Source organism: Streptomyces fractus (genome assembly GCF_049844455.1).
GTDB lineage: Bacteria > Actinomycetota > Actinomycetes > Streptomycetales > Streptomycetaceae > Streptomyces > Streptomyces fractus.
The window spans coordinates 7,832,694-7,857,108 of record NZ_JBMYHI010000002.1 but is presented as its reverse complement, the minus strand read 5'-3'; the positions used below and the strand labels follow the sequence as shown (position 1 = coordinate 7,857,108).

18 protein-coding genes are annotated in these 24,415 nt (G+C 69.9%); 11 read left to right on the top strand and 7 right to left on the bottom strand.

The annotated features are described in order from the left end of the window. Positions 1-7: 7 nt before the first annotated feature. The 5 genes from ACP4E5_RS37615 (at position 8) to ACP4E5_RS37595 (ending at position 7,489) form a co-directional block, all read left to right on the top strand. Positions 8-1,507 (top strand): SDR family NAD(P)-dependent oxidoreductase, encoded by a 1,500-nt coding sequence (locus ACP4E5_RS37615; protein ID WP_425836936.1) that lies wholly within the window; start codon positions 8-10, stop codon positions 1,505-1,507. Positions 1,508-1,537: 30 nt separating this feature from the next. After that, positions 1,538-2,353 carry a rhamnogalacturonan acetylesterase gene (locus ACP4E5_RS37610; protein WP_425836933.1) on the top strand — a complete coding sequence of 272 codons (816 nt, stop codon included), beginning with the start codon at positions 1,538-1,540 and terminating at the stop codon, positions 2,351-2,353. Between the two features lie 2 nt (positions 2,354-2,355). After that, complete coding sequence (locus ACP4E5_RS37605) at positions 2,356-3,165, top strand: Ig-like domain-containing protein (RefSeq protein WP_425836930.1); 810 nt, start codon at positions 2,356-2,358, stop codon at positions 3,163-3,165. Positions 3,166-3,178: 13 nt separating this feature from the next. After that, positions 3,179-4,786, top strand: a complete 1,608-nt coding sequence (locus ACP4E5_RS37600; RefSeq protein ID WP_425836927.1) for a glycosyltransferase family 2 protein — start codon at positions 3,179-3,181, stop codon at positions 4,784-4,786. Positions 4,787-4,945: 159 nt separating this feature from the next. Continuing rightward, complete coding sequence (locus ACP4E5_RS37595) at positions 4,946-7,489, top strand: DUF7927 domain-containing protein (RefSeq protein ID WP_425836924.1); 2,544 nt, start codon at positions 4,946-4,948, stop codon at positions 7,487-7,489. Between the two features lie 168 nt (positions 7,490-7,657). Here the strand turns inward: ACP4E5_RS37595 and ACP4E5_RS37590 are convergent, their stop codons facing one another. After that, on the bottom strand, positions 7,658-8,884 hold the full coding sequence (locus ACP4E5_RS37590; RefSeq protein ID WP_425836921.1) for a macrolide family glycosyltransferase: 1,227 nt from the start codon (positions 8,882-8,884) through the stop codon (positions 7,658-7,660). 144 nt (positions 8,885-9,028) lie between these two features. Between ACP4E5_RS37590 and aac(6') the strand changes: the two genes are divergently transcribed. The 3 genes from aac(6') (at position 9,029) to ACP4E5_RS37575 (ending at position 11,991) form a co-directional block, all read left to right on the top strand. Then, positions 9,029-9,502: an aminoglycoside 6'-N-acetyltransferase gene (aac(6'), locus tag ACP4E5_RS37585; protein ID WP_425836918.1), complete on the top strand. Its 474-nt coding sequence runs from the start codon at positions 9,029-9,031 to the stop codon at positions 9,500-9,502. A 274-nt stretch (positions 9,503-9,776) separates the two neighbouring features. Then, positions 9,777-10,610 carry a PIG-L family deacetylase gene (locus ACP4E5_RS37580; RefSeq protein WP_425836915.1) on the top strand — a complete coding sequence of 278 codons (834 nt, stop codon included), beginning with the start codon at positions 9,777-9,779 and terminating at the stop codon, positions 10,608-10,610. 319 nt (positions 10,611-10,929) lie between these two features. Next, positions 10,930-11,991, top strand: coding sequence for a glycosyltransferase family 2 protein (locus ACP4E5_RS37575; RefSeq protein WP_425836912.1), 1,062 nt, complete (start codon positions 10,930-10,932; stop codon positions 11,989-11,991). 52 nt (positions 11,992-12,043) lie between these two features. Here the strand turns inward: ACP4E5_RS37575 and ACP4E5_RS37570 are convergent, their stop codons facing one another. The 4 genes from ACP4E5_RS37570 to ACP4E5_RS37555 form a co-directional block, all read right to left on the bottom strand. Next, positions 12,044-13,675, bottom strand: coding sequence for an MFS transporter (locus ACP4E5_RS37570; protein WP_425836909.1), 1,632 nt, complete (start codon positions 13,673-13,675; stop codon positions 12,044-12,046). After that, complete coding sequence (locus tag ACP4E5_RS37565; RefSeq protein WP_425836906.1) at positions 13,672-15,330, bottom strand: AMP-binding protein; 1,659 nt, start codon at positions 15,328-15,330, stop codon at positions 13,672-13,674. The genes ACP4E5_RS37570 and ACP4E5_RS37565 overlap by 4 nt, the downstream gene beginning before the upstream one ends. 110 nt (positions 15,331-15,440) lie before the next feature. Further along, positions 15,441-16,352 carry an alpha/beta fold hydrolase gene (locus tag ACP4E5_RS37560; protein WP_425836903.1) on the bottom strand — a complete coding sequence of 304 codons (912 nt, stop codon included), beginning with the start codon at positions 16,350-16,352 and terminating at the stop codon, positions 15,441-15,443. Then, a complete protein-coding gene (locus ACP4E5_RS37555) occupies positions 16,349-17,215 on the bottom strand; it encodes a MaoC/PaaZ C-terminal domain-containing protein (RefSeq protein WP_425836900.1) in 867 nt (288 codons plus the stop codon). The genes ACP4E5_RS37560 and ACP4E5_RS37555 overlap by 4 nt, the downstream gene beginning before the upstream one ends. Positions 17,216-17,358: 143 nt before the next feature. Between ACP4E5_RS37555 and ACP4E5_RS37550 the strand changes: the two genes are divergently transcribed. Together ACP4E5_RS37550 and ACP4E5_RS37545 are read left to right on the top strand one after the other, a co-directional pair. Beyond that, positions 17,359-17,985: a TetR/AcrR family transcriptional regulator gene (locus tag ACP4E5_RS37550; RefSeq protein ID WP_425836897.1), complete on the top strand. Its 627-nt coding sequence runs from the start codon at positions 17,359-17,361 to the stop codon at positions 17,983-17,985. A 403-nt stretch (positions 17,986-18,388) separates the two neighbouring features. Continuing rightward, complete coding sequence (locus ACP4E5_RS37545; RefSeq protein WP_425836894.1) at positions 18,389-19,648, top strand: metallophosphoesterase; 1,260 nt, start codon at positions 18,389-18,391, stop codon at positions 19,646-19,648. A gap of 25 nt (positions 19,649-19,673) precedes the next feature. On the opposite strand, the gene ACP4E5_RS37540 is transcribed toward ACP4E5_RS37545, so the two are convergent. Next, positions 19,674-19,928, bottom strand: coding sequence for a Rieske (2Fe-2S) protein (locus ACP4E5_RS37540; RefSeq protein WP_425836891.1), 255 nt, complete (start codon positions 19,926-19,928; stop codon positions 19,674-19,676). Positions 19,929-20,366: 438 nt separating this feature from the next. Beyond that, positions 20,367-21,989, bottom strand: a complete 1,623-nt coding sequence (locus tag ACP4E5_RS37535; protein ID WP_425836888.1) for a GxGYxYP domain-containing protein — start codon at positions 21,987-21,989, stop codon at positions 20,367-20,369. Between the two features lie 748 nt (positions 21,990-22,737). Between ACP4E5_RS37535 and ACP4E5_RS37530 the strand changes: the two genes are divergently transcribed. Further along, the gene (locus ACP4E5_RS37530) at positions 22,738-24,162 is read left to right on the top strand and encodes an ATP-binding protein (protein WP_425836885.1); all 1,425 of its coding nucleotides are present in this window, start codon (positions 22,738-22,740) and stop codon (positions 24,160-24,162) included. The last annotated feature ends 253 nt before the right edge of the window (positions 24,163-24,415 follow it).

Here is a 24,415-nt window from a genome sequence, read left to right as displayed (position 1 = left end):
GAACGACGTGATTCAGCAGCCCGGAAGCGAACAGAAGAGCGACCGCACCGTCGCCGTCGTACTCGCCGGAGGCTCGGGCACCCGCGTCGGTCTGTCCGTGCCGAAGCAGCTGGTGAAGATCGCGGGCAAGACGATCATCGAGCACACCCTCGACGTCTTCGAGCGCGCCCCCGACGTCGACGAGATCATCGTCCTGATGGTGAGCGACTTCGTTCCCCAGCTTCAGAAGATCGTGGACGCCGCGGGCTACGAGAAGGTCAGCCGCGTCATACCGGGCGGCACCTCCCGCAACGAAACGACCCGACGGGCACTCGGTGCCCTGGGCGCCCAGGCGGGCACTGCCCCCGAGGAGAACCTCAAGGTCCTCTTCCACGACTCGGTGCGCCCCCTCCTCTCCCAGCGGGTCGTCGCCGACTGCATCACCGCCCTGGACCGCTACGACGCGGTGGACGTGGCCATCCCCTCCGCGGACACCATCGCGCACGTCCGCACCCACGGCACCGACGGCGAGTTCATCACCTCGATCCCCGACCGCTCCCGGCTCCGCCGCGGCCAGACCCCCCAGGGCTTCCGCCTCGCGACGCTGTGGAAGGCCTACGAAATGGCCTCCGGCGACCCCAACTTCGAGGGCACCGACGACTGCTCCATCGTGCTGCGCTACCTCCCCGACGTGCCGGTGCACATCGTGCGCGGCGAGGAGCAGAACATGAAGGTCACCCACCCCGTCGACGTGTTCCTCACCGACAAGCTCTTCCAACTCTCCTCAAGCGTCGCCCCCGAGTCCCTGGAGGAGGATGAATACCGCAAGCGCCTCGACGGCCGCACCGTGGTGATCTTCGGAGCGAGCTACGGCATCGGCGCGGACATCGCCGATATCGCCCGGAGCCACGGCGCGAACGTCTTCGCCAACAGCCGCTCCGGAACCGGCACTTACGTCGAACGGCCCGAGCACATCGAGCGCGCGCTGGCCGAGGCGTACGAGGAGACGGGCCGCGTCGACTACGTCGTCAACACCGCGGGTGTGCTCCGCATCGGCAAACTCGCCGAGAGCAGCACGGAGGCCATCGAAGAGGCCACGGCGGTCAACTACCTGGCCCCGGTCCACATGGCCCGCTTCGCCCACCGCTACCTCGCCGAGACCAAGGGCCAGCTCCTCCTCTACACCTCGAGCAGCTACACCCGGGGCCGCGGCTCGTACAGCCTCTACTCCTCCGCCAAAGCCGCCACCGTCAACCTCACTCAGGCCCTCGCCGACGAATGGTCCGCCGACGGCATCCGCGTCAACTGCATCAACCCGGAACGCACCGCGACCCCGATGCGCACCAACGCCTTCGGCGACGAACCGTCCTCCTCCCTCCTCACCTCGGAGGCGGTGGCCCAGTCCTCGATCGACGTCCTGGTGTCCCCCCTGACGGGCCACGTCATCGACATCCGCCGCCAGGACCCGACCCTGAAGACCGTCGGCGACGACTTCTACGCGGCACTGGTGGCCGGGCTCGAGGAGTAGGCGAGGCTTCGGACCGTCCGGAAGAGCGATATGAGCAACCCCGAGCCACAGCCCTCGAACCGTGCCCCGCGCGTCTTCGTCGCCGGCGATTCCACCGCCGTCACACGCCCGAACACGCACCTGCCCATGACGGGCTGGGCGCAGGCACTGCACCTCTTCCTCGCCCACGAGGTGGAGGTCGTCAACTGCGCCCGCGCCCGGTCCAGTTCGAAGAGTTTCCGGGAACGCGGCCGACTGCAGTGGATCCTCGAACAGCTCGCTCCCGGCGACTACTTCATCGTCGGCTTCGGCCAGATCGACTGGAAGCCGGACCCCGGCCTGCACACCGAACCGTTCGACGACTTCCAGGAGCACCTGCGCGCCTACGTCTGCGGGACCCGGGCCGCCCAGGCACATCCGGTGATCCTGCTGCCGTACGAGCGGCGCCGGGTGGACCGGCACTCCAATGTCTCCCGCTTCCTCGGTGACTACCCCCTGGCCATGCGGGAGTTGGCCCGCGAGGAGCATGTGCCCGTCGTCGACCTGTACGGGCAGACGGTCGCCTGGTGGGAGGAGCTGGGGCCCGAGGACTCGAAGCGGGCGTTCACCTATCTTCGTCCGGGCGAGCCGCTGATGGGTGTCGTCCTGGACGCCGACAATGTGCATGTGCGGCCCGAGGGCGCGATCGAGTGCGCTCGATTCGTCGCCCGCAGCCTCCTCGAACAGGAGGTGCTCCCCGCCCATCTCGTACAGGACCTCGGCCGACGCACGTTCTCGTACGAGGAGCTGGGCTGGCTCGACGAGGCCACGTACGACCGGCTGACCAAGGAGCGCGTCTCGCGTCGGCCCGCCACGGAAGGTCACTGACGATGCCTCACGAACTGTGCCGGGGCCGGGTCACGGGGCACTCCGCCTCCGACGGAGTCGTGTCCGCCGCGATCTTCTCCTCGGCGGATCCGGAACCCGGCGTCCGGCCGGGCGAGGAACTCCATCTGACGCTGTCCGTCTCCTGCGACGAGCACGCGCACCTGGGGTTCGCCTACCTGCTGGCGGACTCACTCGACGGGGTGGCGACCGTGGTCGGGCTGACGGACGTCGAACACTTCCCGGAGCAGGGCTGGTACCGGGTCCGCGCCGAGCGGCAGCAGACCGCCACCGGAAGCGTCACCGTGCGGATCGACGGCCGGCCGAGCACCCCGCGCCTGCGCCCCGTGCTCGCCGCGACGCTGCGCCTTCCCGCCACCGGGGAGCGGATCCGCGTCAAGCGACTGACCCACGCCGCGCTGCCGATCCGTACGGCCGACGTCCGCGGGCTTCGCGTCACGACCGATATCGGCGCACCCGTGTCCGTGCACCCCTGGGACAGCCGTCCGGACGCGGGTTCCGTGTTGTCGGTGACCCAGCCGGCGCACGGCGTCGTCGAACATACGGGGGACGACTGGATCCACTACCGGCCCGCGGCCGACTTCACCGGCTACGACCGGTTCACGTACACGGCCGTGGACGCGGGCGGCACCACGGCGACCGCCCCGGTCAACGTCTACGTGGGTGAACTGGGCCCGACGCCCGGAGTCTTCCCCGTCGAACCACCGGCCCCCGCCTTCGCCCCGTGGCAGTGGCCGGAACTCACGGGAAGCCTGCCCTGGCCCACCACCCCGCCCAAGGCATCGCACGGCTGAGGAGCAGCACACCATGAACGCCACCTCCGCTCCCCCTGCGCCGCTTCCGGACGCCACCGTCGCGCTCCGGGTGCAGAACCAGGCCGACCAGCTCCGCGCGTGCCTGGACTCGCTGTTCGCGCAGACCTTGGGGGCGGCCCGGACGCAGATCGTCGCCGTCGACGACGGTTCGACCGACTCCGTCGGCAGCCTGCTGCGGGACGTGGCCGCCGACCGGCCGGAGCTGCTCACCGTGGAGCTGCCTCAGCGCGGCCCCACGCCCGCCGAGGCCCGCAACGCGGCCATCGAGCACACCCGTGGCCGCTACGTGATCTTCCTTGACGCCTGCGACCAGTTGGCCCCCGACGCGCTGGAACGCATGGTCCGGGCGGCGGACCGCAACGAAGCCGATGTCGTCCTCGGCAAGCCCGCCGCGCTGGGCAGGCGTGCCGTGCCGACGGCGATGTTCCGCAAGAGCAGCGCCTACGCCGCTCCCCTGACCAGCAAGGTCTACTGGACCCTCACTCCGGACAAGCTGTTCCGCACCGAACTGCTGCGCCGGGCCGAGCTCTCCTTCCCCACCGACCTGCGGTTCGGTGAGGACCAGCCGTTCACAGCCGCCGCCTATCTGGCCGCCGACGCGGTGTCGGTGCTGGCGGACAGCCCGTGCGTTCTCAAGGGCTCGCCGGCACCCCCGGCCTCGCCCGTCGGGCCGTCCGACCGGGTCGTCCTGGCCGAGCGAATGATGTCGATGGTCCACTCCCTCGTCCCTGACGGGCCTGGGCGCGACCGGCTGCTCTCCCGCCACCTTGAAGTGGAGCTCGGTAAGGCGACCGGCCGCGCCCTGCTGGCCGAGGACTCCTCCGAAGAGCGGCGGCGGACTCTCTCACACGCCGAGTCCGTACTCAACACCCTCGCCACACCAGGCTCGTTGGCCCTTCTGCCGCGACCGCTCGCCGTCCGGTACGCGCTCCTGGCGGCGGGCCACCACGAGCACGCGGTGCGGATGGCCGAGTACTCCGCGGCGACCGGCAACCCCGCGCCGAAGAAGGTCGTGGAGGGCGGCAAGGTGTTCGCCGCCCTGCCGTACTTCCGCGACCCGGCGGTGGAGCTGCCCGACTCCGTCTTCGACATCACCGGCCAGATGAAGGTGATGATGGAGCTGCAGAAGCTCCGGTGGGACGGGCCGCTCCTGCACCTGGAAGGCTTCGCCTTCTTCGACCAGCTGAGCACCGCGAGCCGCAGGACCCATGTCGTCCTGAGACACCGCGCCACCGGGGCGGAGGAGCGTTACCCGGTCACCGCTCACCGGGACGACAAGCTCGTCAATTCCAAGGGGCGCCCCCGCGCCATGGGACGCTTCGCCACGCGCGTGAATCTGGCGCAGAGCTCCGACGGCTGGCCGCTCGCCCCCGGCATCTGGGACGTTCTGCTCTCGGTGAGCTTCGAGGGCGTCACCCGGGAGGTTCCGCTCGGCGCACAGCGCGCCGCTACGGTCGACGTCGTCTCGCGCCTGCCACATATTCTGGGTCCCGCGCCGCGCACCGAGGGCCACCAGCTGATCGCCGTACCGGCGTACACGGAGAAGGACCATCTGATGCTGGAGATCTCCGAGCGGCTGCCGCTTCACCAGCCGGGCTGAGGCGGCGGCCCCGACGGGGCACACCCTCTGGCCTGCCCATAGTCATCAATACGCCCATATAGGTACAACCCACGGCTTCCAGGGTTGTCGTACAAAACTTCATCACCTTCGCGGGCGACCCTTCCTACGGACACATCCGTCTCCGGAGGAAGGGCGCCGATGGACCGCAACAGACGACCGGCCTGGGGGGTGAGGCTGCAGCGGCTCTCCGCCACGCTGGCCGTGACTCTCAGCGCGGCGATGGGAACGGCCGTCGCGCTCCCGGCCATGGCCGAGGCACCCTCGGATGCCGCGAAGGCACCGGAACACAGCCGCGCGGCAGCGGCCGCTCAGCCGGGGGTTCCCGAGGACCCGACCGTCGTGTACGACGAGAACTTCGAGAACGATCCGGCTCCGCGGCCGATCAAGCTGACCGATTACACCGGTGGCCCGGCAACTCAGAGCATGACCTACACCGCGGACGACGCCTGGCTCACGAACTGCAACGGCTGGGTCCTCAACAAAACGGACTCGGACGGCTTCCCAGAGGGCATCCAGGAGTGCGCGAACGAAGAGACCAACTGGAACAACCTGCGCAACATCACTGACGCGATCGGCCGGTACAACGGCACGGGCAACCCGCCCGACAACCACGCCGTCGCCGCGTACACCTCGGCCAACCCGGGTGCCGACAAGGTGGAGTTCCAAACCGACAAGCAGATCCCGCTGACGTCGAGGAATCGCTTCCTCACCGCCTCAGTGACCTCGGGTGCGTCCGCCTGCGACGTCTCGGCGCCCGAACTCAACTTCTTCCTGCTCGACGGAAACACCCCCTACTCGGTTTCCGACGCGCCGATCAACCCCTGCACCGACCCCACGGCGACGACGTACCCGAAGGCCGAGACCGGCTTCGCCAAGGACATCAACGTCGTGAACAACCGGGCCGACAACCCGATGATCTACCCCGGCAGCAGCCTGGGCATCCGCATGACGAACGCGAACGGCAGCTACAGCGGCAACGACGCCGCCTTCGACGACATCCAGATCGAGGACGTCACCCCGCGGGTGGAGAAGTCGTTCAGCCCGGACGCGGTCGCCGTCGGAGGCACGTCGAAGCTGACGTTCACCGTCACGAACACGTCCGACCTCATGAAGAAGCAAGGCTGGTCGTTCGTCGACAACCTGCCGGCCGGGCTGAAGGTAGCCGATCCCGCCAAGACCGCGACGACGTGCACCAACGGCAAGGTCGACACGTCCGTCGGCAGCGGCGCCGTGGACCTGTCCGGTGACCTGGAGGAGGGGCAGAAGTCCTGCACCCTCAGCGTCGACGTCACGTCCGACCAGGCGGGTTCGTACGAGAACTGCGCCGAGAGCAACATCACCCAGGAGAAGGGTGTGATCGGCGTCGATCCGCAGGGCTGCGCCAGCGTTCTCTTCGACGAGCCCAGCTACAAGATTTCCAAGACGTCGACCCCCGACGACGGCAGCACGCTCGCCCAGGGCGACACGGTCCAGTACTCGGTGAAGGTGGAGAACACCGGCAAGGTTCCGGTCGACGCCACCGCCGACGACGATCTCAGCGATGTCCTCGATGACGCGAAGTTCAACGGCGACGCGAAGGCCAGTACCGGTGACGTGACGTACGACGATCCGAACCTGAAGTGGTCCGGGACACTCGATCCCGGTGAGACGGCGACCATCACCTACTCCGTCACCGTCGATGCCTCGGACGGCAGCAACGCCCACCTGGGCAACGCCGTGACCGGCAACAAGTACTCGAACTGCGAGACCGGCACGGAGGCCGGCTGCCACGACGAGCAGGACGTCAAGGACCTGCACATCACCAAGGCCGCCGACACCCACACCGCCAAGCCGGGCGACAAGGTCACGTACACGGTGAAGGTCACCAACAACAGTGCCACCGACATCAGCGGCGCCGACATCAGCGACGACCTGAGCGGAGTGCTCGACGACGCCACGTACGGCGAGGACGCCTCGGCCTCCTCCGGTTCGGTGTCGTACGACGATCCGAACCTGAAGTGGTCGGGTGACATCGCGGCCGGTGAGACCGTGACGATCACGTACTCCGCCACGGTCAACAGCCCGGACAAGGGCGACCACCAGCTGACCAACACGGTCACCGGCCCGGGCGACTCCAACTGCGCGAAGGGGTCCACCGACACGGACTGCCAGACGCTCGTCCCGGTCGCGGAGCTCCAGATCGCCAAGACCACCGACGCGGACAAGGTGAAGCCCGGTGACAAGGTGACGTACACGGTGACGGTCAAGAATGTCGGTGCGGCCGACTACGACGACGCCACGCTCACTGACGACATGTCGGACGCGCTCGACGACGCGAAGTACAACGGCGACGCCACCACCGACACCGGTGACGTCTCCTACGCCTCGCCGAACCTCACCTGGTCCGGCGACCTGCCCGCGGGCCAGACCGCGACGCTGACCTACTCGATGACCGTCAAGGACCCGATCGCAGGCAACGGGACGCTCGCCAACTCCGTAGTCGGGCCCGACGGTTCGAACTGTGCGGCGGGTTCGAACGACCCCGACTGCGGCACGAGCGCCGAGATCACCCCGGACGACTCGGGCGGTGAACTCCCGGACACCGGCCCTTCGACCCTCACGCTGATCGCGGCGCTGGCGTCCGTGTTCCTGCTGGGGGCCGGTGTGCTGCTGACGACGGCCGTGCGCCGGTCGCGGAAGTGATCACAGCGCCGGCAGGCTGACGACGAGCAATCGTCACCGAACGGCGTCGTACGACAGCGGTGGGGCCGCCCTCTTCCGGATCTTTCCGGAGGGCGGCCCCACCGTCGTGTGCGGGTCCGCTTTTTTCGCCGGTGGCGGGGCGCGGCCCGCTTGCCCCCACCCGCCACCTCAGTCGGCATCCAGCATCCCCCGCACCAACTCCGCCGCCCGCCCCGCCCCTCCCTCCGCGTGGAACCGGCGTCCCAGTTCGCCGGCCGCCTTCGCCATCCCCGGGTCCCCCAACACCCGCTCGACGGCGGCCCGTAGCGCAATGGTCGGTACGGGGCGGTGGGACAGGTTCTGGCGGAGTACCACCGCCGCGCCGCGCTCCGCGACCGCCCGGCCGATCAGCAGTTGCTCCACCTGCTGCGGCACGACCATCAGCGGCACCCCGCAGTGGAGGGATTCGAGCGTGCTGTTCATGCCGCCGTGGGTGACGAACACCGACGCCTCGCGCAGGACGGCGAGTTGAGGGACCGTCCGGCGGGCGAGGGTGTTCGCCGGTGTGGACCCCAGGTCGGCCGGGGCGACGCCGCTGCCGGTGGCGAGGACCACGCGGACCGGGAGGTCGCCGAGCGCGGCGCAACAGTCCCGGAAGAAGGACGCGCCGCCGTCGTGCAGCGTCCCCAGCGAGACCAGGACGACCGGCTGCCCGCCCGACAGGTGGGCGGAGAGTTCCGGGTCGAGCGGTGTGGGTGCGGTTTCCGGGGCCACGCTGGTCGGGCCGGTGAAGTGGCAGGTGGCGTCCAGGCGCGGGTCCGGGGCCTGGAGTTCCTCGGGGATCGGGAAGAGGGTCAGGTCGCCGCGCAGCGGCAGCATCGGCGTGGGCGGCACGGCGTCCGTACCGAACTCCTTGACCAACGCGCGCTTGGCCCGCAGCGCGGCCGGCATGTCACGCAGCGTCGGGCCCACGACGGTCAGGTTCTCCCGCACCGTGAGGGCCTTCATCGCGCCGGTTCCTACGAAAAAGGTCGTCATGAAGGAGACCGTGGGGAGGTCGAGGGCGGTCGCGGCCAGCCGGCCCCACAGCGCGTTCGAGTCGTGCATCAGGGCCGACGGGCCCAACGCCCTGGCCTGATCGACGACGAAGGGCACCAGCGCCGAACATGCCCTGAGCACCTTCACCACCACCCCCACGCTGCTGCCGGCCCGGGTGGCCTCCGCGATGTCACGGGACGTCAGCACGCCCTCGGGATACGGCACGAAACGGGCACCCGTCCCGCGGATGCGGTCCGCGAACTCGGCGTCGCAGAGGTACACGACGTCGACACCCGCGCCGACCAGCTCGGTGACGACGGGAAGGGTCGGATTGACGTGTCCCGCGGCCGGCATGCCCGCGATCAGCAGAGTGGTCATGGGGGCGACGATAGGCGTCCGCCTGACAGGGCCGACCGATGGGCCCGACCGATGGGCCCGCCCATCAGCGCGTGCGGGATCGTCGCCTCCGTGTGCCGGGCAAATCCCGTTGAGCGGTCCCTGCCGCCAAGGGAGGATCAGGACATGGAGTTGAACGGGGACAAGGTCCTTCTCCGACCGGTGGCCGACGGCGATGACAAGGTCCTCGCCAGGATCGTGAGCGAACCGGAGGTCGCGGCATGGTGGTCGCCGCCGGACGACTATGAGGGCATGCTCGTCGTCCTCTTCGAGGGCGAGATCGTCGGAGCGATCCAGTTCGACGAGGAGGACGACCCGGAGTTCCGCCGGGCAGGCATCGACGTCTTCCTTACAGCGCGGCAGCACGGGAAGGGGCTCGGCGCCGACGCGGTGCGCACGCTGGCCAGGTGGCTGGTGCGGGAGCGCGGTCATCACCGGCTGACCATTGATCCCGCCGCGGCCAACACCGTCGCGATCCGCAGCTACGGCAAGGTCGGCTTCAAGCCCGTGGGGATCATGCGGGCGTACTGGCGCAACCATCGGACGGGCGTCTGGGAGGACGGGCTGCTCATGGACCTGCTCGCAGAGGAGCTGACCTGAGCGGCGCGGGTCGGGGCGGGTCACGTCGGGGCGGGGCGCAGGTGGGCGGTCGACACGCGGATGATCAGCGAGGGGACCGACGTCGGGACGAACGAATCGGTCACGTCGGGAACAGTCGACCCGTCCCGCACGGTTGCATCTGGCGAGGGACCGGCGCCCGCGGCGGGGAATACGAAGACCACAAGGTCGTCCGCGCCGCCAGGATCCGGTCCCCAGAGGCGCGGCACGTATGCCGCGCCTCGGACCAGGCATGTTTCCGCAGGAGGACCCTTTCATGACCGATCGACCCTTGACGCTCATGGCCGTGCACGCCCACCCCGACGACGAGGCCACCAGCACCGGAGGGGTCCTCGCGCGGTACGCGGCGGAAGGCATCCGCACGGTCCTCGTGACCTGTACCGACGGCGGTTGCGGTGACGGACCGGGAGGCGTCAAGCCGGGAGAGCCCGGCCACGATCCGGCGGCCGTCGCCAAAATGCGCCGCCAGGAACTCGAGACGAGCTGCGAGGTCCTGAAGATCAGCGACCTGGAGATGCTCGACTACGCCGACTCCGGGATGGTCGGCTGGCCGAGCAACGACGCCCCCGGTTCCTTCTGGCAGACCCCCGTGGAGGAAAGCGCCGCCCGGCTCGCGGAGCTCATGCGGCACTACCGCCCCGATGTGGTCGTCACCTATGACGAGAACGGTTTCTACGGCCACCCCGACCACATCCAGGCGAACCGCATCACCATGGCGGCACTGGAGATGATCGACTTCACACCGAAGGTGTACTGGACGACGATGCCCCGCTCGGGCATGCAGCGGTTCGGCGAGATCCTGCGTGAGTTCCACCCGGACATGCCGGAGCCGGATCCCGCCGAGGCCGCCGCGATGGCGGAGATCGGCCTCCCGGACGACGAGATCACCACGTGGGTGGACACCACCGCGTTCAGCGACCAGAAGTTCGACTCCCTGGCCGCGCACGCCAGCCAGGGCGAGAACATCTTCTTCCTCAAGATGGGCAAGGAGCGCTTCGGCGACTTCATGGGCACGGAGACCTTCGTGCGTGTCAAGGACGCCACCGGCGCGAGCACGCCCGAGGACGACCTCTTCGCCGGATTGCGCTGATCCAGGCAAGCTGACTAGCACCACTGAACCTCGTACTCAACTCCCCGTTCGGGTACGGAAGTTGTCCACAGGCGCCGGGCCGTCCACAGATTGTGGCGGCCCGGCGTTCGACGTTCCGGGCCCGGCTAACTTCCTAGATGTGCGTCGGCGCAGCGCCGACGCGGAGGAGGCCGCCGGGGAGGCGGCTGCACGGACCATGGGGGAACGGATATGGGCAGTGGACTGCCGGTCGTCGGCGTGAGCGTTCTGGTGTACGCGGTGGTGGGCGCCGCGGTGCTGGTCAGGGCAGGGGTGCGCAGGCTCGGGCGGGGGCGCGGCCATGCATGACGTGACGGTGATCGTGCCCGCGCACAACGAGGAAGCGGGGCTCCCGGCGACCTTGGAGTCGATCGCGGCACAGACGGTGCCACCACGCAGGGTGATCGTCGTGGACGACGCGTCCGACGACGCCACCGGCGAGGTCGCCCGGCGGTACGGGGCGGAGGTGCTGCGCCCGCCGCGCAATCTGGGCAGCAAGGCGAAGGCGCAGAACCACGCGCTGCCGCATTGCACGTCGGAGCTCGTCCTCGCGGTGGACGCGGACACGGTGCTCGCGCCCGACTACATCGAGAAGGTCGCACCCGTCTTCGCCGATCCGCGCGTGACGATCGCGGCGGGCAATGTGCAGACCCGGTTCGCGCGGACGTTGTGGGAGCGGGGCCGCTCGGTGGAGTACCTGCACGGATTCCACTGGCAGCGGCCGATCCAGGCGGGTGCGAACAGCCCGATGGTGTGTTCCGGGTGCTGCTCGATGTTTCGGCGCAGCGCGCTCGGCGAACGCGGGTTCCCCGAGCGGACCATCGTGGAGGACATGGACTTCACCTGGTCCCAGCAGATCGCGGGGCGTCGCGCCATGTACGTGGGTGACGCGGTGGCCAGGGCGGCCGATCCCGAGAGCCTGCTGTATCTGCGCAAGCAGGTGTGGAGGTGGATGGCGGGCTTCTGTCAGAACGTGCGGCTGCACACAGGCCAGTTGGCACGGCGCAAGCCGATGCTCGCGCTGTGGGTGACCCTCGCCCTGATGGAGATTCTGCTCGCCCCTTTGTGGTGGGGTGCGCCGCTGGTGCTCGTCCTCGGATTCGGCCGCCCCGCCCTGGAGACGTTCGGCTGGTGGTTCGGATCCGAACTCGCCCTGACGCTACCGCCGTTGGTGTACGCGGCGCGCAGACGGCGGGTGCCGCTCGGGCAGGTGCTGCTGAATCTTCCGTGCGTCTATCCGACCAAGGTCGTCAATGTCGTCTACGCGTGGAAGGCGGTCATGGTGGAGCTGATCCTTGTCCCGCTGGGCCGGTCTCAGGGGCTTGTCGTGTACGAGAAGGGGCGGGCGTCGACGACAGCATGAGCGCGATAGGCGCCGGACCGGCCGTCTCGTCTCCCTTGCTCCTGCCGCCGGATCACATGTCTATGGACACGGAAACGGACACCTGCGCGGCCCGGTGTGATCCCGACGCGTACAGGTCGCGGCGGAAGGACTCCTTGATGGTGTAGACGGCGATGAAGGTCAGGACGGAGAGCAGGAGGATGTACGCCGAGACCGACCAGGACGAGCCCGTCGCGGCCAGCATCGCGGTCATGAGGAACGGGGCGAGGCCCCCGGCGAGCACGGAGGCGGTCTGGTAGCCGAGGGACGCGCCGGAGTAGCGGACCTCCGCGGGGAACATCTCGGCGTACAGGGCGGCCTGCGGCCCGTACATGGTGGCGTGGATCGTGAAGCCGATCAGCAGGGAGAGGAAGGTCAGCGGTGCCGATCCCGTGTCGATCAGCCAGAAGAGAGGGAAGGCGAAGAGGCCCATGAGTGCCGCGCCGGTGAGGTAGAGCTTGCGCCGCGACCAGCGGTCGGAGAGGGCTCCGAAGAGCGGGATGGTGACGATCTGGGTGGCGCCGGCGCCGAGGACGCAGAGAAGGGTGGTGGTGCGGGACAGCCCGGCGTGGGTGGTGCCGTAGTCGAGCATGCCGCTGATCAGGATGTAGAACGTGGCGTTCACGACGAAGAAGGCGCCGGCGGCCTGGAGGATGGCCCGCCAGTGGTGCCGGACGGCCTGACTCAGCGGTGACCTGCGGGTCCCGGCGGCGTGCTCGGCCTGCGCCGACTCGTCGCGCATGGCCCGGAAGACCGGCGAGTCCTCGATCTTCAGTTGGACGTAGAGGCCGACGGCGACCAGGGCGAGGCCCGTGACGAAGGGGATCCGCCAGCCCCAGCTGGTGAACGCGGAGTCGGACAGGTTCGCGGTCAACAGGAGGAAGACGGCGTTGCCCGCGACCGCGCCGATGATGGCGCCGGTCTGGACGAGACTGCCGTAGAAGCCGCGGCGTTCTACGGGCGCGTGCTCGGTTAGGAGCAGTGCGGCGCCGCCCCACTGGGCGCCGACACCGAGCCCCTGGATGAGACGGAGGAACACGAGCAGCACGGGTGCCCAGATACCGACGGCGTCGTACGTGGGCAGCACGCCGACGCCGAACGTCGCGACGCCCATCACCACGAGCGCCCCGACCAGCGGCGGTTTGCGACCGAACCGGTCGCCGAGATGCCCGGCGATGATCCCGCCGACCGGCCGCGCGACGAAGCCCACCGCGAAGGTGGCGAAGGAGGCCAGGGTTCCGGCGATGTCGCTGAAGGAGGGGAAGAAGAGTTCGCCGAGGACGAGCGCCGCGGCGGTGGCATAGATGAGGAAGTCGAACCACTCAAGCGCCGTGGAGAGAACGGCCGCGCCGGCGAGTCGGCGCATTTCGGTGGCGGGGGTTGGGGTGGCGGGCGGTCCGCCGAGGGGCGATTCGTTGCGCTTGGTTTCGGTGCCCGTGGTTCCGGTGCCGGGCGCTCCGTCGCCGCGCGATCCGTCGCCGCGCGATCCGGTGCCCTGGGATCCGGTGCCCACGGTTCCAGTGCCGGGCGATCCGCCGCCCTGCGGTCCGCCGCCGAGCGATTCGTTGCCCGTGGTTCCGGTACCGGGCGATACGTCGCCGAGCGGTCCGTCGCCCTGTGGTCCGTCGTTGGGTGTTCTGTTGCTGCGGGGGTCGCCGCTGGTCACCGTGGTTCGCCTCCTGTCAGGAGTTGCTGGGCCTGTTCGCGGAGCGCGGCGGCCCGGATCTTGGTGCCGTTCGTTCCCGAGGTGGTGGGCATGCGGTCCAGTACGTGCACGGTCGCCGGGACCTTGAAGCGGGCCAGGCCCTGCGCGCACCAGTCCCGGAGAGTTTCGGGTCCGGTGGGCGAGTCGAGGACGACGAAGGCCACCGCCTGCGGGGCGCCGTCCGGGCCACGCGCGCCGACGACCTTCGCGGTCCGGACGGCGGAGTGCGCGGCCAGCCGCTGCTCGATCTCCGCCGGGTCGACGAGGAATCCGCGCAGCCGCAGCACGTCGCCCATCCGGCACACGTACTCGACGGCCCCGTCCTCGGCGACCGTCGCCAGGTCCCCGGTGCGGAACCACCCGTCGGCGGTGAAGGCGCGGTCGGTGGCTTCCGGGTCACCGAGGTAGGCGTCGACCACGTTGGGGCCGCGCAGCTGCAACTCGCCCTGGGCGCCCGGCAGTACGGGATCGTCTGTCTCCGGGGAGACGACCCGTACGGCGATGTCCGATGACACCGGATGCCCGCCGCCGATCCAGCGGCGCGGCGCGGGTTCGCCGGGCGGCCAGCAAAGGGCGAGGGCGAAGACCTCCGAGGAGCCGTACACCCCGGAGGTGTGTGTACCGAACTCCTTCCGCGCCCACGCCGCGATGTCTCGGGTGCGGCCGAGGAAGTCGGCCATGCCGAGCCAGCGCAGCCGGGAGAGGTCCCGCGGCTCGCGCCGCCAGGCGTCGACGAGCCGGGAGACCATGTCGTCGCCGCCCACCAGATGGGTCGCCCCGTGCCGGGCGAGGCCGGCGAGGACCGAGTCCTCCTGGAAAACCGGTTCGAGGAGGCAGGCGGCGCCGCCCGCGATCGCGGCCATGGCCGTGGTGAAGCCGAAGGTGCCGGAGAGCGGGAGGATGCAGCCGACGACGTCGCCGTCCTCGATGCCGAGGGCGCGGGCGTCGGCCTCCGCGTGGGCTACGACCGCGGACTCACGGTGCGCGGCGAGTTTCGGCCGACCCGTGGAGCCGGACGTGGTGAAGGCGACGGTGAGTTCGTCGCCGACGTACTCGGGCACGTTCACGGGCGTGGTGTCTCCGGTGGTGCCGCGCGGTGTCCAGGCTCCGGCGCCCATGTCGTACGCGGACGGGTCCGTCGGCGGGTCGGCGTCCGGGCCCGGGACGACGGCGACCGACGGGATGGGCGCGCTGGTGCGGGGCAGCGCGCGGCGGAGGATGCCGACCAGGTCGAGGCCGTGGAAGTCGTACGCGAGGGCGAGGACCTTCGGGCGGGCGCGGTCCAGTACGTGCACCAACTCGTCGACGTTGTAACGGGTGTTGACGCCGATGACGTGCGCTCCGAGGCTGCCGGCGGCGAACTGCCAGGTCAGTGCGGACGACCAGTTCGGCAGCCAGACCGCGACGCAGTCGCCCCGGCCGACTCCGGCGTCGGCGAGGTCCGCACGGAGCCGGGCGACGCGCTGCTGGAACTCCCGGCGGGGGACGGCCATACCCCCTCCGGAGCGGGAGCGGGAGCCGGAGCCCGACCCCGACCCCGACCCCGCGTCGATGGCGAGGACCGCGTCGGGGTCGCGGTCCACGAGTCCGGACAGAAGGTCGGTGAGCGTGGTCATCGGAGTCCTTTCACCGTGTGGTTGGCGAGACGGTGCCCGCGCCGTGGGAGAGTCCGGCAGGGCAGGGGGCAGGGCAGGCAGGGCAGGGTCATCGTGCGGGAGCGGGTCGCTCAGCCGGTCCCGACCCGGCCCCCGGCCCTGGAGAGCTGCGCCAGCCAGCCGTGGAGCAGCCGCGCGAAGCCGTCGATCTCCTCCATCGGGTAATGGCCGACGCCCGGAAGCAGCACGTGCTGCCCATGCGGCAGCGCCTGGGCCGTCCGCCGCACCTGTTCGGGGTCGAGCCACAAGTCGTCCTCCCCAGCGACCAGTTGGACGGGACAGCGCGCGGATCCGAGCGCGTCCCGTACGTCGTGCGTGCCCCAGCCGATGAGGTCGGCGCTGGACACGGCGGGGTCCTCGCGACGGTGCATGGTGGCGATGAGTTCCGCCGTGCCGGGCGGCGCGGCGGAGCCGACCACGGCGAGGGTGCCCAGATACGTCCGGTCGGAGCGGCTGGGCGCGGCCAGATCCTGCAATTCGCGACGTAGCCCCGCCACGTTGACGCGGCCGGGACCGGCCTCGGCGGCCAGGACGACGGCTCCGGCCACCTCGCCCCCTGCCCGTACCGCCAGTTCGAGCGCGATCTTCCCGCCGATGGAGCAGCCGACGACGTACGGCCGCTCCAATCCGAGGGCGGAGATGAGGAGTTGACACCAGTCCGCGTACTGGGAGAGATCCTCGACCGGGCCGTTGCGGGCTGGCTCGGACCGGCCGTGCCCCGGCAGATCCGGAACGATCACGCGGTAGCCGAGCGCGGCGAGCTCGTCGATGGTGCGGCGCCACTGCACACCGCTCTGCCCGGCCGTGTGCAGGCAGAGCACCGGGGCCCCGCCCCCGCCACCGCCACCGCCACCGCCACCGCCACCGCCACCGCCACCGCCACCAGCCTGGCCCACCCCCGCCTGATCCACGTACGCCTGCTCCACATAGCCGAGCGCCCCGTCGATCTCCAGATAGCGGGCTTCGTGTCGGATGCGGGTCATGCGCGCGCCTCCTCGGCGAGTGCCCGCGCCGCGTCCGTGATGAGATACAGGACTTTGGTCAGGCGCAGGTACTCATATGCGTCACCGGTGGCGTGGAACTGCCCGCGCATCATGCGTGCGACGAGGTCGTTGCGCTCCCCGGTGAGCAGTTCGGTCCAGGTCAGTTCGTCGGCGGCGAGGGTGAAGGTCGGCCCGTGCGGGGTGCGGCGGGCGACGTCGATGATGCGGCCGAGGTAGACACGCAACTGCACCTCGTTGTCTCCGGACCGGAGCCCGATGGTGCCGTCCCACGTGGCGGTCGCGGAGGTGAACTGTTCGTTCTGGGCGAGGAGTTCGGCGAGACCGCTCCCCCACTCCACGGTTCCGGGTGCGAGGGCGACCGGGTCGGGCCCGGTGCCACGGGCGTGGACCAGGACCGCGCTGGTGCCCTCCTGGACGCGCTCGCCACGCTGGTTCTCCAGGATCACGTGTCGGTGGACCACGCCCTGGTGCGGGTCGGACGTGCGGCGGCAGCGGGTGATGGTGAGCGTGCACTGGAGGGTGTCGCCGACGTACAAGGGCTTCAGATAGCGCCAGTTGGTGTCGAGCAGGGCGATGACGGATTCCCCTGCGAGGCCCATGTCGTGGAGGAACCCGAGAAAGGCCGCTATGCCGAACGGCCCGTGCAGGACCGGCCGTTCGAAGCGTGTGCGTGCCGCCCATTCGGGGTCGGTGTGCAACGGGTGCCGGTCACCGCTGAGTTCGGTGAACGCCGCCAGGTCGTCCGCGGTGATGCGGCGCGTGGTACTGGTCCAGCGTTGCCCGGGGCGGAAGTCCTCGAAGTACAGGGTCCGCGTACGGACCGTCGTTCGCGATGCTGCCACGCGCGACTCCATCCTTCCTCCATCCATCCCTCATCCGCTCCGGCCAGAGCAAGAACGAACGTTCATGCGTAGAGAAGCAGCGCACAAGTCCACCCGTCAATAGGTGCGTTGACCATTCCGGGAGGGACCCGTAGCCTCCCCGCATGAACGATCGTTCTCCCGCACCGGACCTGATCAGCGACTCCGGGCGGGGCAATGAGGCGGCGATACTCCGCGCCGCCCTCCAGCTGTACGCGGAGCGCGGCTTCAATGGCGCCTCGATGCGGGACATCGCCCGCGCCGCGGGCACCAGCCTGTCCAACCTCTACAACTACTTCCCCTCCAAGGCCCGTCTTCTCGCGGAGCTCCTGAACCGCGCCAACGCGATGCTGTCCGCGCAGGTGACATCGGCGGTGGATACCGCGGGCAAGGAAGTCGCCGACCAACTGGGCGCGGCGGTACGCGCGTACGTGAGTTTCGTGGCGGACTACCAGACCGCCATGCTCATCGCGCTGAGCGAGGTGCGCCATCTGGAGGGCGAGGAGCGCGCCCAGGTGGTCGCCGAACGGGATCGCAACCAGGAGATCTTCGAGGAACTCGTCGCCGCGGGCGCCGCGTCGGGCGTGTTCACCACCCCGTACCCGCAGGACGCCGCCCGCAGCATCCTCGCCATGTGCTCCACCATCGCCACGTGGTACCGCCCGGAGGGGCGGCTGACCAAGCAGGCACTGTGCGACCAGCACGCCCGTTACGCCCTGGCACTCCTGGAGGGCGGGCTCGACGGCCGCTGAACAGCGGTGCGGCGTGCAACGGGTCCCCGTGGGGGTCGAGTTCCTCGGCGCGGTCGGTGGGGAGCAGGAGCGGGGATTCGTAGGTCCAGCGCAGCAGTTGGGAGACGATGCGGCCGGCTATCCGGTTGTCGGCCTCGGATCCGTGAGCGCTTGCCGTGCTGCTGGGTGGCCGGGGCCGGGCGGTCGATGACGTAGCACCAGACCAGTTCCTTGAGCAGCTCGCAGGCTGATCGGCGTTCGGCGGGGACGACGAGGCGGGCAACGTAGCGAATCGCTGCCGGGCCGCCCCGCCCCGGGGCGACCGGTCGGCCGAACAGCGACGCCGGCCGCGCGACAGCGGACAATGAATTCTCCAGGACCGCTACGAGACCGATCCGCCGGACAGAAGCACAGGAGGGGAAGCGTGCCCGAGACCAGCGACACCCGATCCACGGACAGCAGCGAAAACACCAACGACGGCACCAATGGGGCCGACAGCAGCACGCAAGAGGCGCCACCGAGCCGGCTGCGGCGCCTGATGCGCTACATCCCCCTGGTCGCCCCCGTGCTGCTGTGGGCCGTGCCGTGCTGGGTGCTCCTGCACACCGGTCAGCACTGGCCGCTTCCCGTCACCGTCATCGGCACCGCACTGTTCGCCCTCGGCCTGGTCGGGATGCCACTCGCGATGATGCGCGGCCACGGTCGGCGCCAGCAGGACCGGGCGGCGATCGTCGGTGACACGCTGCTGGGCAGCGCCTGGGTCCTGTTCACGTGGTCCGTTCTGCTCGGCGTCCTGCTGCGGCTCGCCCTGACCGTGGCCGGTGTCGGTGACGGTGAGGGCCGGGCGCGCATCGTCACGTGGGCCGTCCTCGGCGTGACCGCGGTGCTGCTCACCTGGGGGTACGCCGAGGCGCGACGCGTGCCACGGGTGCGCCGGCTCGACGTGCAACTCCCGCGCCTGGGCGCCGGGTTGGACGGCACCCGGGTCGTACTGATCACCGACACCCACTACGGCCCGCTCGACCGCGTCCGCTGGTCGGAACGGCTCTGCGAGACGGTGAACACGTTGGAAGCCGACCTCGTCTGCCACACCGGCGACATCGCGGACGGCACGGCCGAACGCCGCCGCGCCCAGGCCGCCCCCTTGGGCACCGTGCAGGCGACTCGGGCCCGTGTCTACGTCACCGGCAACCACGAGTACTACAGCGAGGCCCAGGGCTGGGTCGACCTGATGGACGAACTGGGCTGGGAGCCCCTGCGCAACCGCCATCTGCTGCTCGAACGCGGTGGTGACACCCTCGTGGTCGCCGGCGTCGACGACGTCACCGCCGAGTCCTCCGGCCTCGCGGGCCACCGCGCCCACCTCGCCGGAGCCCTCGACGGCGCCGACCCGGAACTCCCCGTCCTCCTCCTCGCCCATCAGCCCAAGTTCATCGACCGCGCGGCCGCCCACGGCGTCGACCTCCAGCTCTCCGGCCACACACACGGTGGCCAGATCTGGCCCTTCCACCACCTGGTCCGCCTCGACCAACCGGCCCTCGCCGGCCTCACCCACCACGGCCCCCGCACCCTCCTCTACACCAGCCGCGGCGCCGGCTTCTGGGGCCCACCCTTCCGCGTCTTCGCCCCCAGCGAGATCACCCTCCTCGTCCTCCGGTCCTCGAGGCGGTCGACGTCGGCGTGAAGGGTGTGCGGGGCACCGACGCTACTCAGCCGCCTCGTCGACTCTGTGGACGCACAGCGCCCGCCCGCCCGCTGGGGCCTCCCCTAGGGTCCCCCGTTTCCAGGCTGTAGCTGGAGTGGTGCAGCGGGCAGGTGATGCGCAGTGCCCCGGCATTGACGTACCCGTGCGCGAGATGCCCCCGCCGGTGCGAGCAGTAGGCCTCCAGCAGGTCAAGTTCTCCTGCCCGCGCTACCTCATCGGCAATCCCGGCCCACCATCTGACGGTGGCGTCGACTTCCACGGAACCCTGTGAGGGATATGTTCCGAAGACGTTTGCGCGCAGGCTCTTCGGTGCGCGCCATGATCAGCTGGAGTGTTCCGCTCCACTGCCGGCGAACGCGCGGAACAGCTCTCGAGCCCGCTCGCAGAACTTCTTGACTTCCGTGATGTCCGGCTCGCCACCGGTACCCGGCACCGGAGTTGCTCGCAGCGCAGCCCGCTGCCCTCGCCTGACCGTCACCAACTGGGCCGCGATATGCGGGTGTTCGCGTGCCTCGCGGTCGTGCGACCACGTGCGGACGGTCGGCCCCGTGGGTCGGTGTCGGCGGGGCCCGCACACGGCAGCCTCGACGGTCCGGGACGGCCCCGACGGCGGGGAGGGGCCGCTGCGGGTGGCCGCGGCGGCCCCTCCCCGGTCGATGCCCGCCCCGACCGCCGGCGAACTGTCCGGCCTCACCGATCAGGCGGGCGGAAGGTTCAGCGCCCTGCGGGCGAGCCGGAAGTACTGGTCGCCGCGGACCACCTGGTAGCGGGAATCGAGCGAACCGGCGATCGTGACCACGTCGGCCGGGGTCAGGTTCCAGGCGAGGGTGCCGATCGACAGGAACAGGGGCTTGGTCCCGTCCCAGCCGGCGGATGCCTTCGCGATCGCGTCCCGGGCGTCCGCCACGGAGTCGGTCAAGTAGCTGACGGACAGCGGCACGCTGCCCTCCAGGGCGCTGATCTCGGTTCGGGTGGTCCACTCCTCCAGCAGGCCGAGCGGACGCACGTCGTGGAGGTACTGGCGGGCCTTCGCACCGGTGAGCGGAACGTCCGAGCCGGACGTGCGGTTGAGGATCACCGCGCTGTCCATCCCGGTCCGGCGCATGTAGCGGGCGCTGGTCTCGGTGAAGGCCCGGAAGGTGTCGTCCGGCCAGGGCGTCGGATACGCGTAGCCCGCGCCGGAAGGCCCGGCCATCAGGTAGTCCTGCCGAGTGGCGGTGCGCTGGTAGTAGGACAGGAAGGTGGGCGCGGCGTCGGCGAGCACCGGGGTGGTGGACCAGTTGATCGGCACCGCACCGCGCGCCGGATCGTCCCACAGCACCCGCATGCGGTGCTGGTTGTACTGGAGGTTGTCGCCTTCCGTCATGGTGAAGGTGACGTAGATGCGGTTGCCCAGCCGCGGCGTCGGCAGCGTCTTCTGAGACCGCGCCAGCGGCGCCCGCACGCCACCGAAGACCGTCAGGTTCTGCGACCAGTCGCTGGCCAGCACCACCAGGCCGTGCTTCGAGGTCAGTTCGGTTCCGTCGCTCTCGCCGCCCACACCGGAGGGGAACCAGCCCATATAGGGGGAGCCGGCCCGCATCTGGGACATCACCCGGTCGCCCAGCGCACGGGATTCGGGCTGGTCGGCGTGGATCCACAGCACCAGCGCCCGGGTGGCTACCGCGTAGTCCCGCAGATAGGCCCCGACGCTGGGGTCGAGCCCGACCAGCAGGCGGTGGCTGGCGTGCGGCCAGAGGTTGTCCACCGCCCAGCGGTAGGCGGACAGTTCGTCGGTGAACCGGTCGCGCAGGTCGTCCAGAACCTTCAGGGAGTACGGCGCGGCGGTCAGCTTGGACAACTGGTCGGGAGAGGCGGCCACGACGTTGTGCAGGCCGGCCAGCGTGGTGGCGAGGTTGACGGTCGCGGGCTGGGCCGGGTCGGTGACGATGACGCCACTGATCTCCGAGCGGTACTTCGACAGCAGCGACCACGGATCGCCGATCGAACGGAAGGGCAGGCCGGCGGTCTTCAGCCAGGTGGTCGCCCCCTCGTCGGACTCGCGCAGCAGGGCGATCCGCGGCCGACCGCGATTCACGTTGCCCTGCAGCGTGGCGAAGAGCAGTTGCTCGTCGGCGTCTGCCGTCGTCAGGTCCGCGACGTCCAGTGCGCGGGGTTCGGCGAAGCCAGGCAGTATCCGTTCGCGCGGCCACCACAGGCCGCCCGCCGACGGAGCCGCGGCCAACGCGGTGCCGGGCAGCGCCCCGGCGAGCGCGGCACCCGCACCGGAGGTGGCGAGCAGGCCGAGCATCTTGCGCCGACTGGGGTTGGGGAGTGACACGGTGGGACCTCCACATTGGATCTCCGAAGATCAGGCGGGACAACGTTGTCAGCACTGTGCGACACGGTCAATGCCCCGTCAGGGATCGGCTTGGCACGAGGAAGGACGCTCCCGGTGGCCGCCACGGCGCAGGCCGTCTCCGCGCGATCGGGCCACCGCCGTCGGGGCTCGCCTACTGCCGGTGCCGGCCAGACAGGTGCCTGGGTTGGTGGGTGCAGATGATGCCGACCTCTTGGGGCTGGAATGCGGCGGCGGTTCACCGTGAGCTGGTGGCCCAAGGCGGCCGGGCAACTGGTCAGGACGCCACGAGCGACGACCTCGCTGACGTGCCGCGCGCGCAGTACGTCTGAACCGGCCGTGCTCGCCGAAGAGCCGACGCCGTTCCTGGCCGCCACTGAGCATCAGAGGACCGAAGAGGCCTGGTACGACCCCGACGGCCAGAGCCGGACGAGCCTCTCCTTGGCACACAGCCGGACATCACCCCTACAGGCAGGACCCCGCTTCGGAGCTACCCGAGGAAGGACAAGCGAACCTGACTGTTGGGATTGTCCACGTTCGTGTCCGCGAATCTCCGCCAAGACAACCGTGAGCGTAGCCGGTGGCCAGAGACTGGGCCACGCGTGCCTTCTCCCTCTCCCGCGTCCACGACCTCGACCTCGACCTCGACTGCGACTCGCCAGACTGCGAGCGGCGATGGTATCTGTAGCGATAGTATCTTCATCGCTACTATCCTTACGGGAGGATTGCCGTGCGCCGTTTCATCGGGCGGAACCGTGAGCTGAAGGTGCTCGACAACGCCTTGCAAGGGGTTGCCGATGCCGTCGGATCAGCGAAACCAGGCCAATGCGTCCTCGTGCGCGGACGCAGGCGCGTCGGCAAGTCCAGCCTTGTCGAGGAGTTCCTTCGCCGCACCGGGACGCCGCACCTCTTCTTCACCGCCGCCGGCGGCACGGCCGAGGATGAGCTGACGGAGCTGCTCGACACCGTCGCGAGATCAACCCTGCCGGAGCGGGGCCTCTTCGCGGAGGAGACCCCCAACCAGTGGAATGCGGCCTTCAGGCTCCTTGCGGAGACCCTGCCCGACGACACCCCCAGCGTCGTCGTCATCGACGAGGTCCCCTATCTCATGGACCGTGTCGACGCCTTCGAAGGAATGCTTCAGAGGTCTTGGGACCGCCTGCTCAGCCGGAAGCCCGTACTCCTCCTCCTTGTCGGATCCGACCTGTCGATGATGGAGGCACTGAACAGCTACGACCGCCCCTTCCACCAGCGAGGCCGGGAAATGGTCGTCGGGCCGCTGAATCCGGCCGACATCGGCGACATGCTCGGCCTGTCACCGGCAGCCGCCTTCGACGCAACCCTGATCACCGGCGGCCTTCCACTGATCTGCGCGGAATGGCGGGCCGGAGCGGACGTATGGGAGTTCCTCCGCGACTCACTCGACAACCCGATCTCGGCACTGCTCGTGTCCGCCGAGCGCTCGCTGGGCGCGGAGTTTCCACCGCAGGCGACGAGCAGAGAGGTACTGCGGGCCGTCGGATCCGGAGAGCGCACCTTCACCAACATCGCACGCGCCGCCGGCGGCATCGCTCACACAACCCTTACCCGAGCCACTGACGTGCTGACCGAGAAACGAGTGGTGGCAACCGAGTTGCCCCTCTCCCTGAGGCCGTCGAAGGAGCGCCGCTACCGGGTGGCCGATCCCTACCTGAGGTTCTGGCTCACCTTCCTGGATCCGCACATGGCGGAGATCGAGCGGCTGCGGGGAGATCTCACACTGAGCCGGGTCAAGGAACAGTGGACCAGCTGGCGGGGCCGCGCGGTCGAGCCCCTGGTCCGGGACTCCCTCGCGCGCCTCCTGCCGGACGAGCTCCTGCCCGCAGCCCCTGCCATCGGCGGATACTGGACCCGCAGCAACGACATCGAAATCGACCTGGTGGGAGCGGACCGGCAGCCGATCGCCAAGCAGCTGCTCTTCTTCGGCTCGGTGAAGTGGCTGGAGAACTCCGCCTTCAACAGCCACGACCTGGCCGCGCTGCAGAAACACCGGGCCGCGATCACCGACGAGCCCGTCCCACTCGTGGCCGTCTCCCGGAGCGGCATCAAGTGCTCCGGCCTCCAGGCGGCCTACGGCCCCGAGGAACTGCTCAGCGCCTGGCAAAGAGCGGGCTGACCGGGGTCCGCCCTGTCACCCCGGCTCGATCGCGCGATTCGACAGCAGCGCCGTCGACGCGCGGCGCTCCCTCAGACGTGCAGTTCCGTCCCCTCTGGCAGCCGGACGCACACGCCCGCCACTGCACCGTCGTCCGAAGCGCCCTCGTCGACGGTCACCGTTCCCCCTTCCCTTACGGGAGTTCCGGCCGGCGCCTCCACCCGGTGCACAAGGGACCCCGCAGGTGTGGACCAGCTCCAAGCTGATGTGAGCC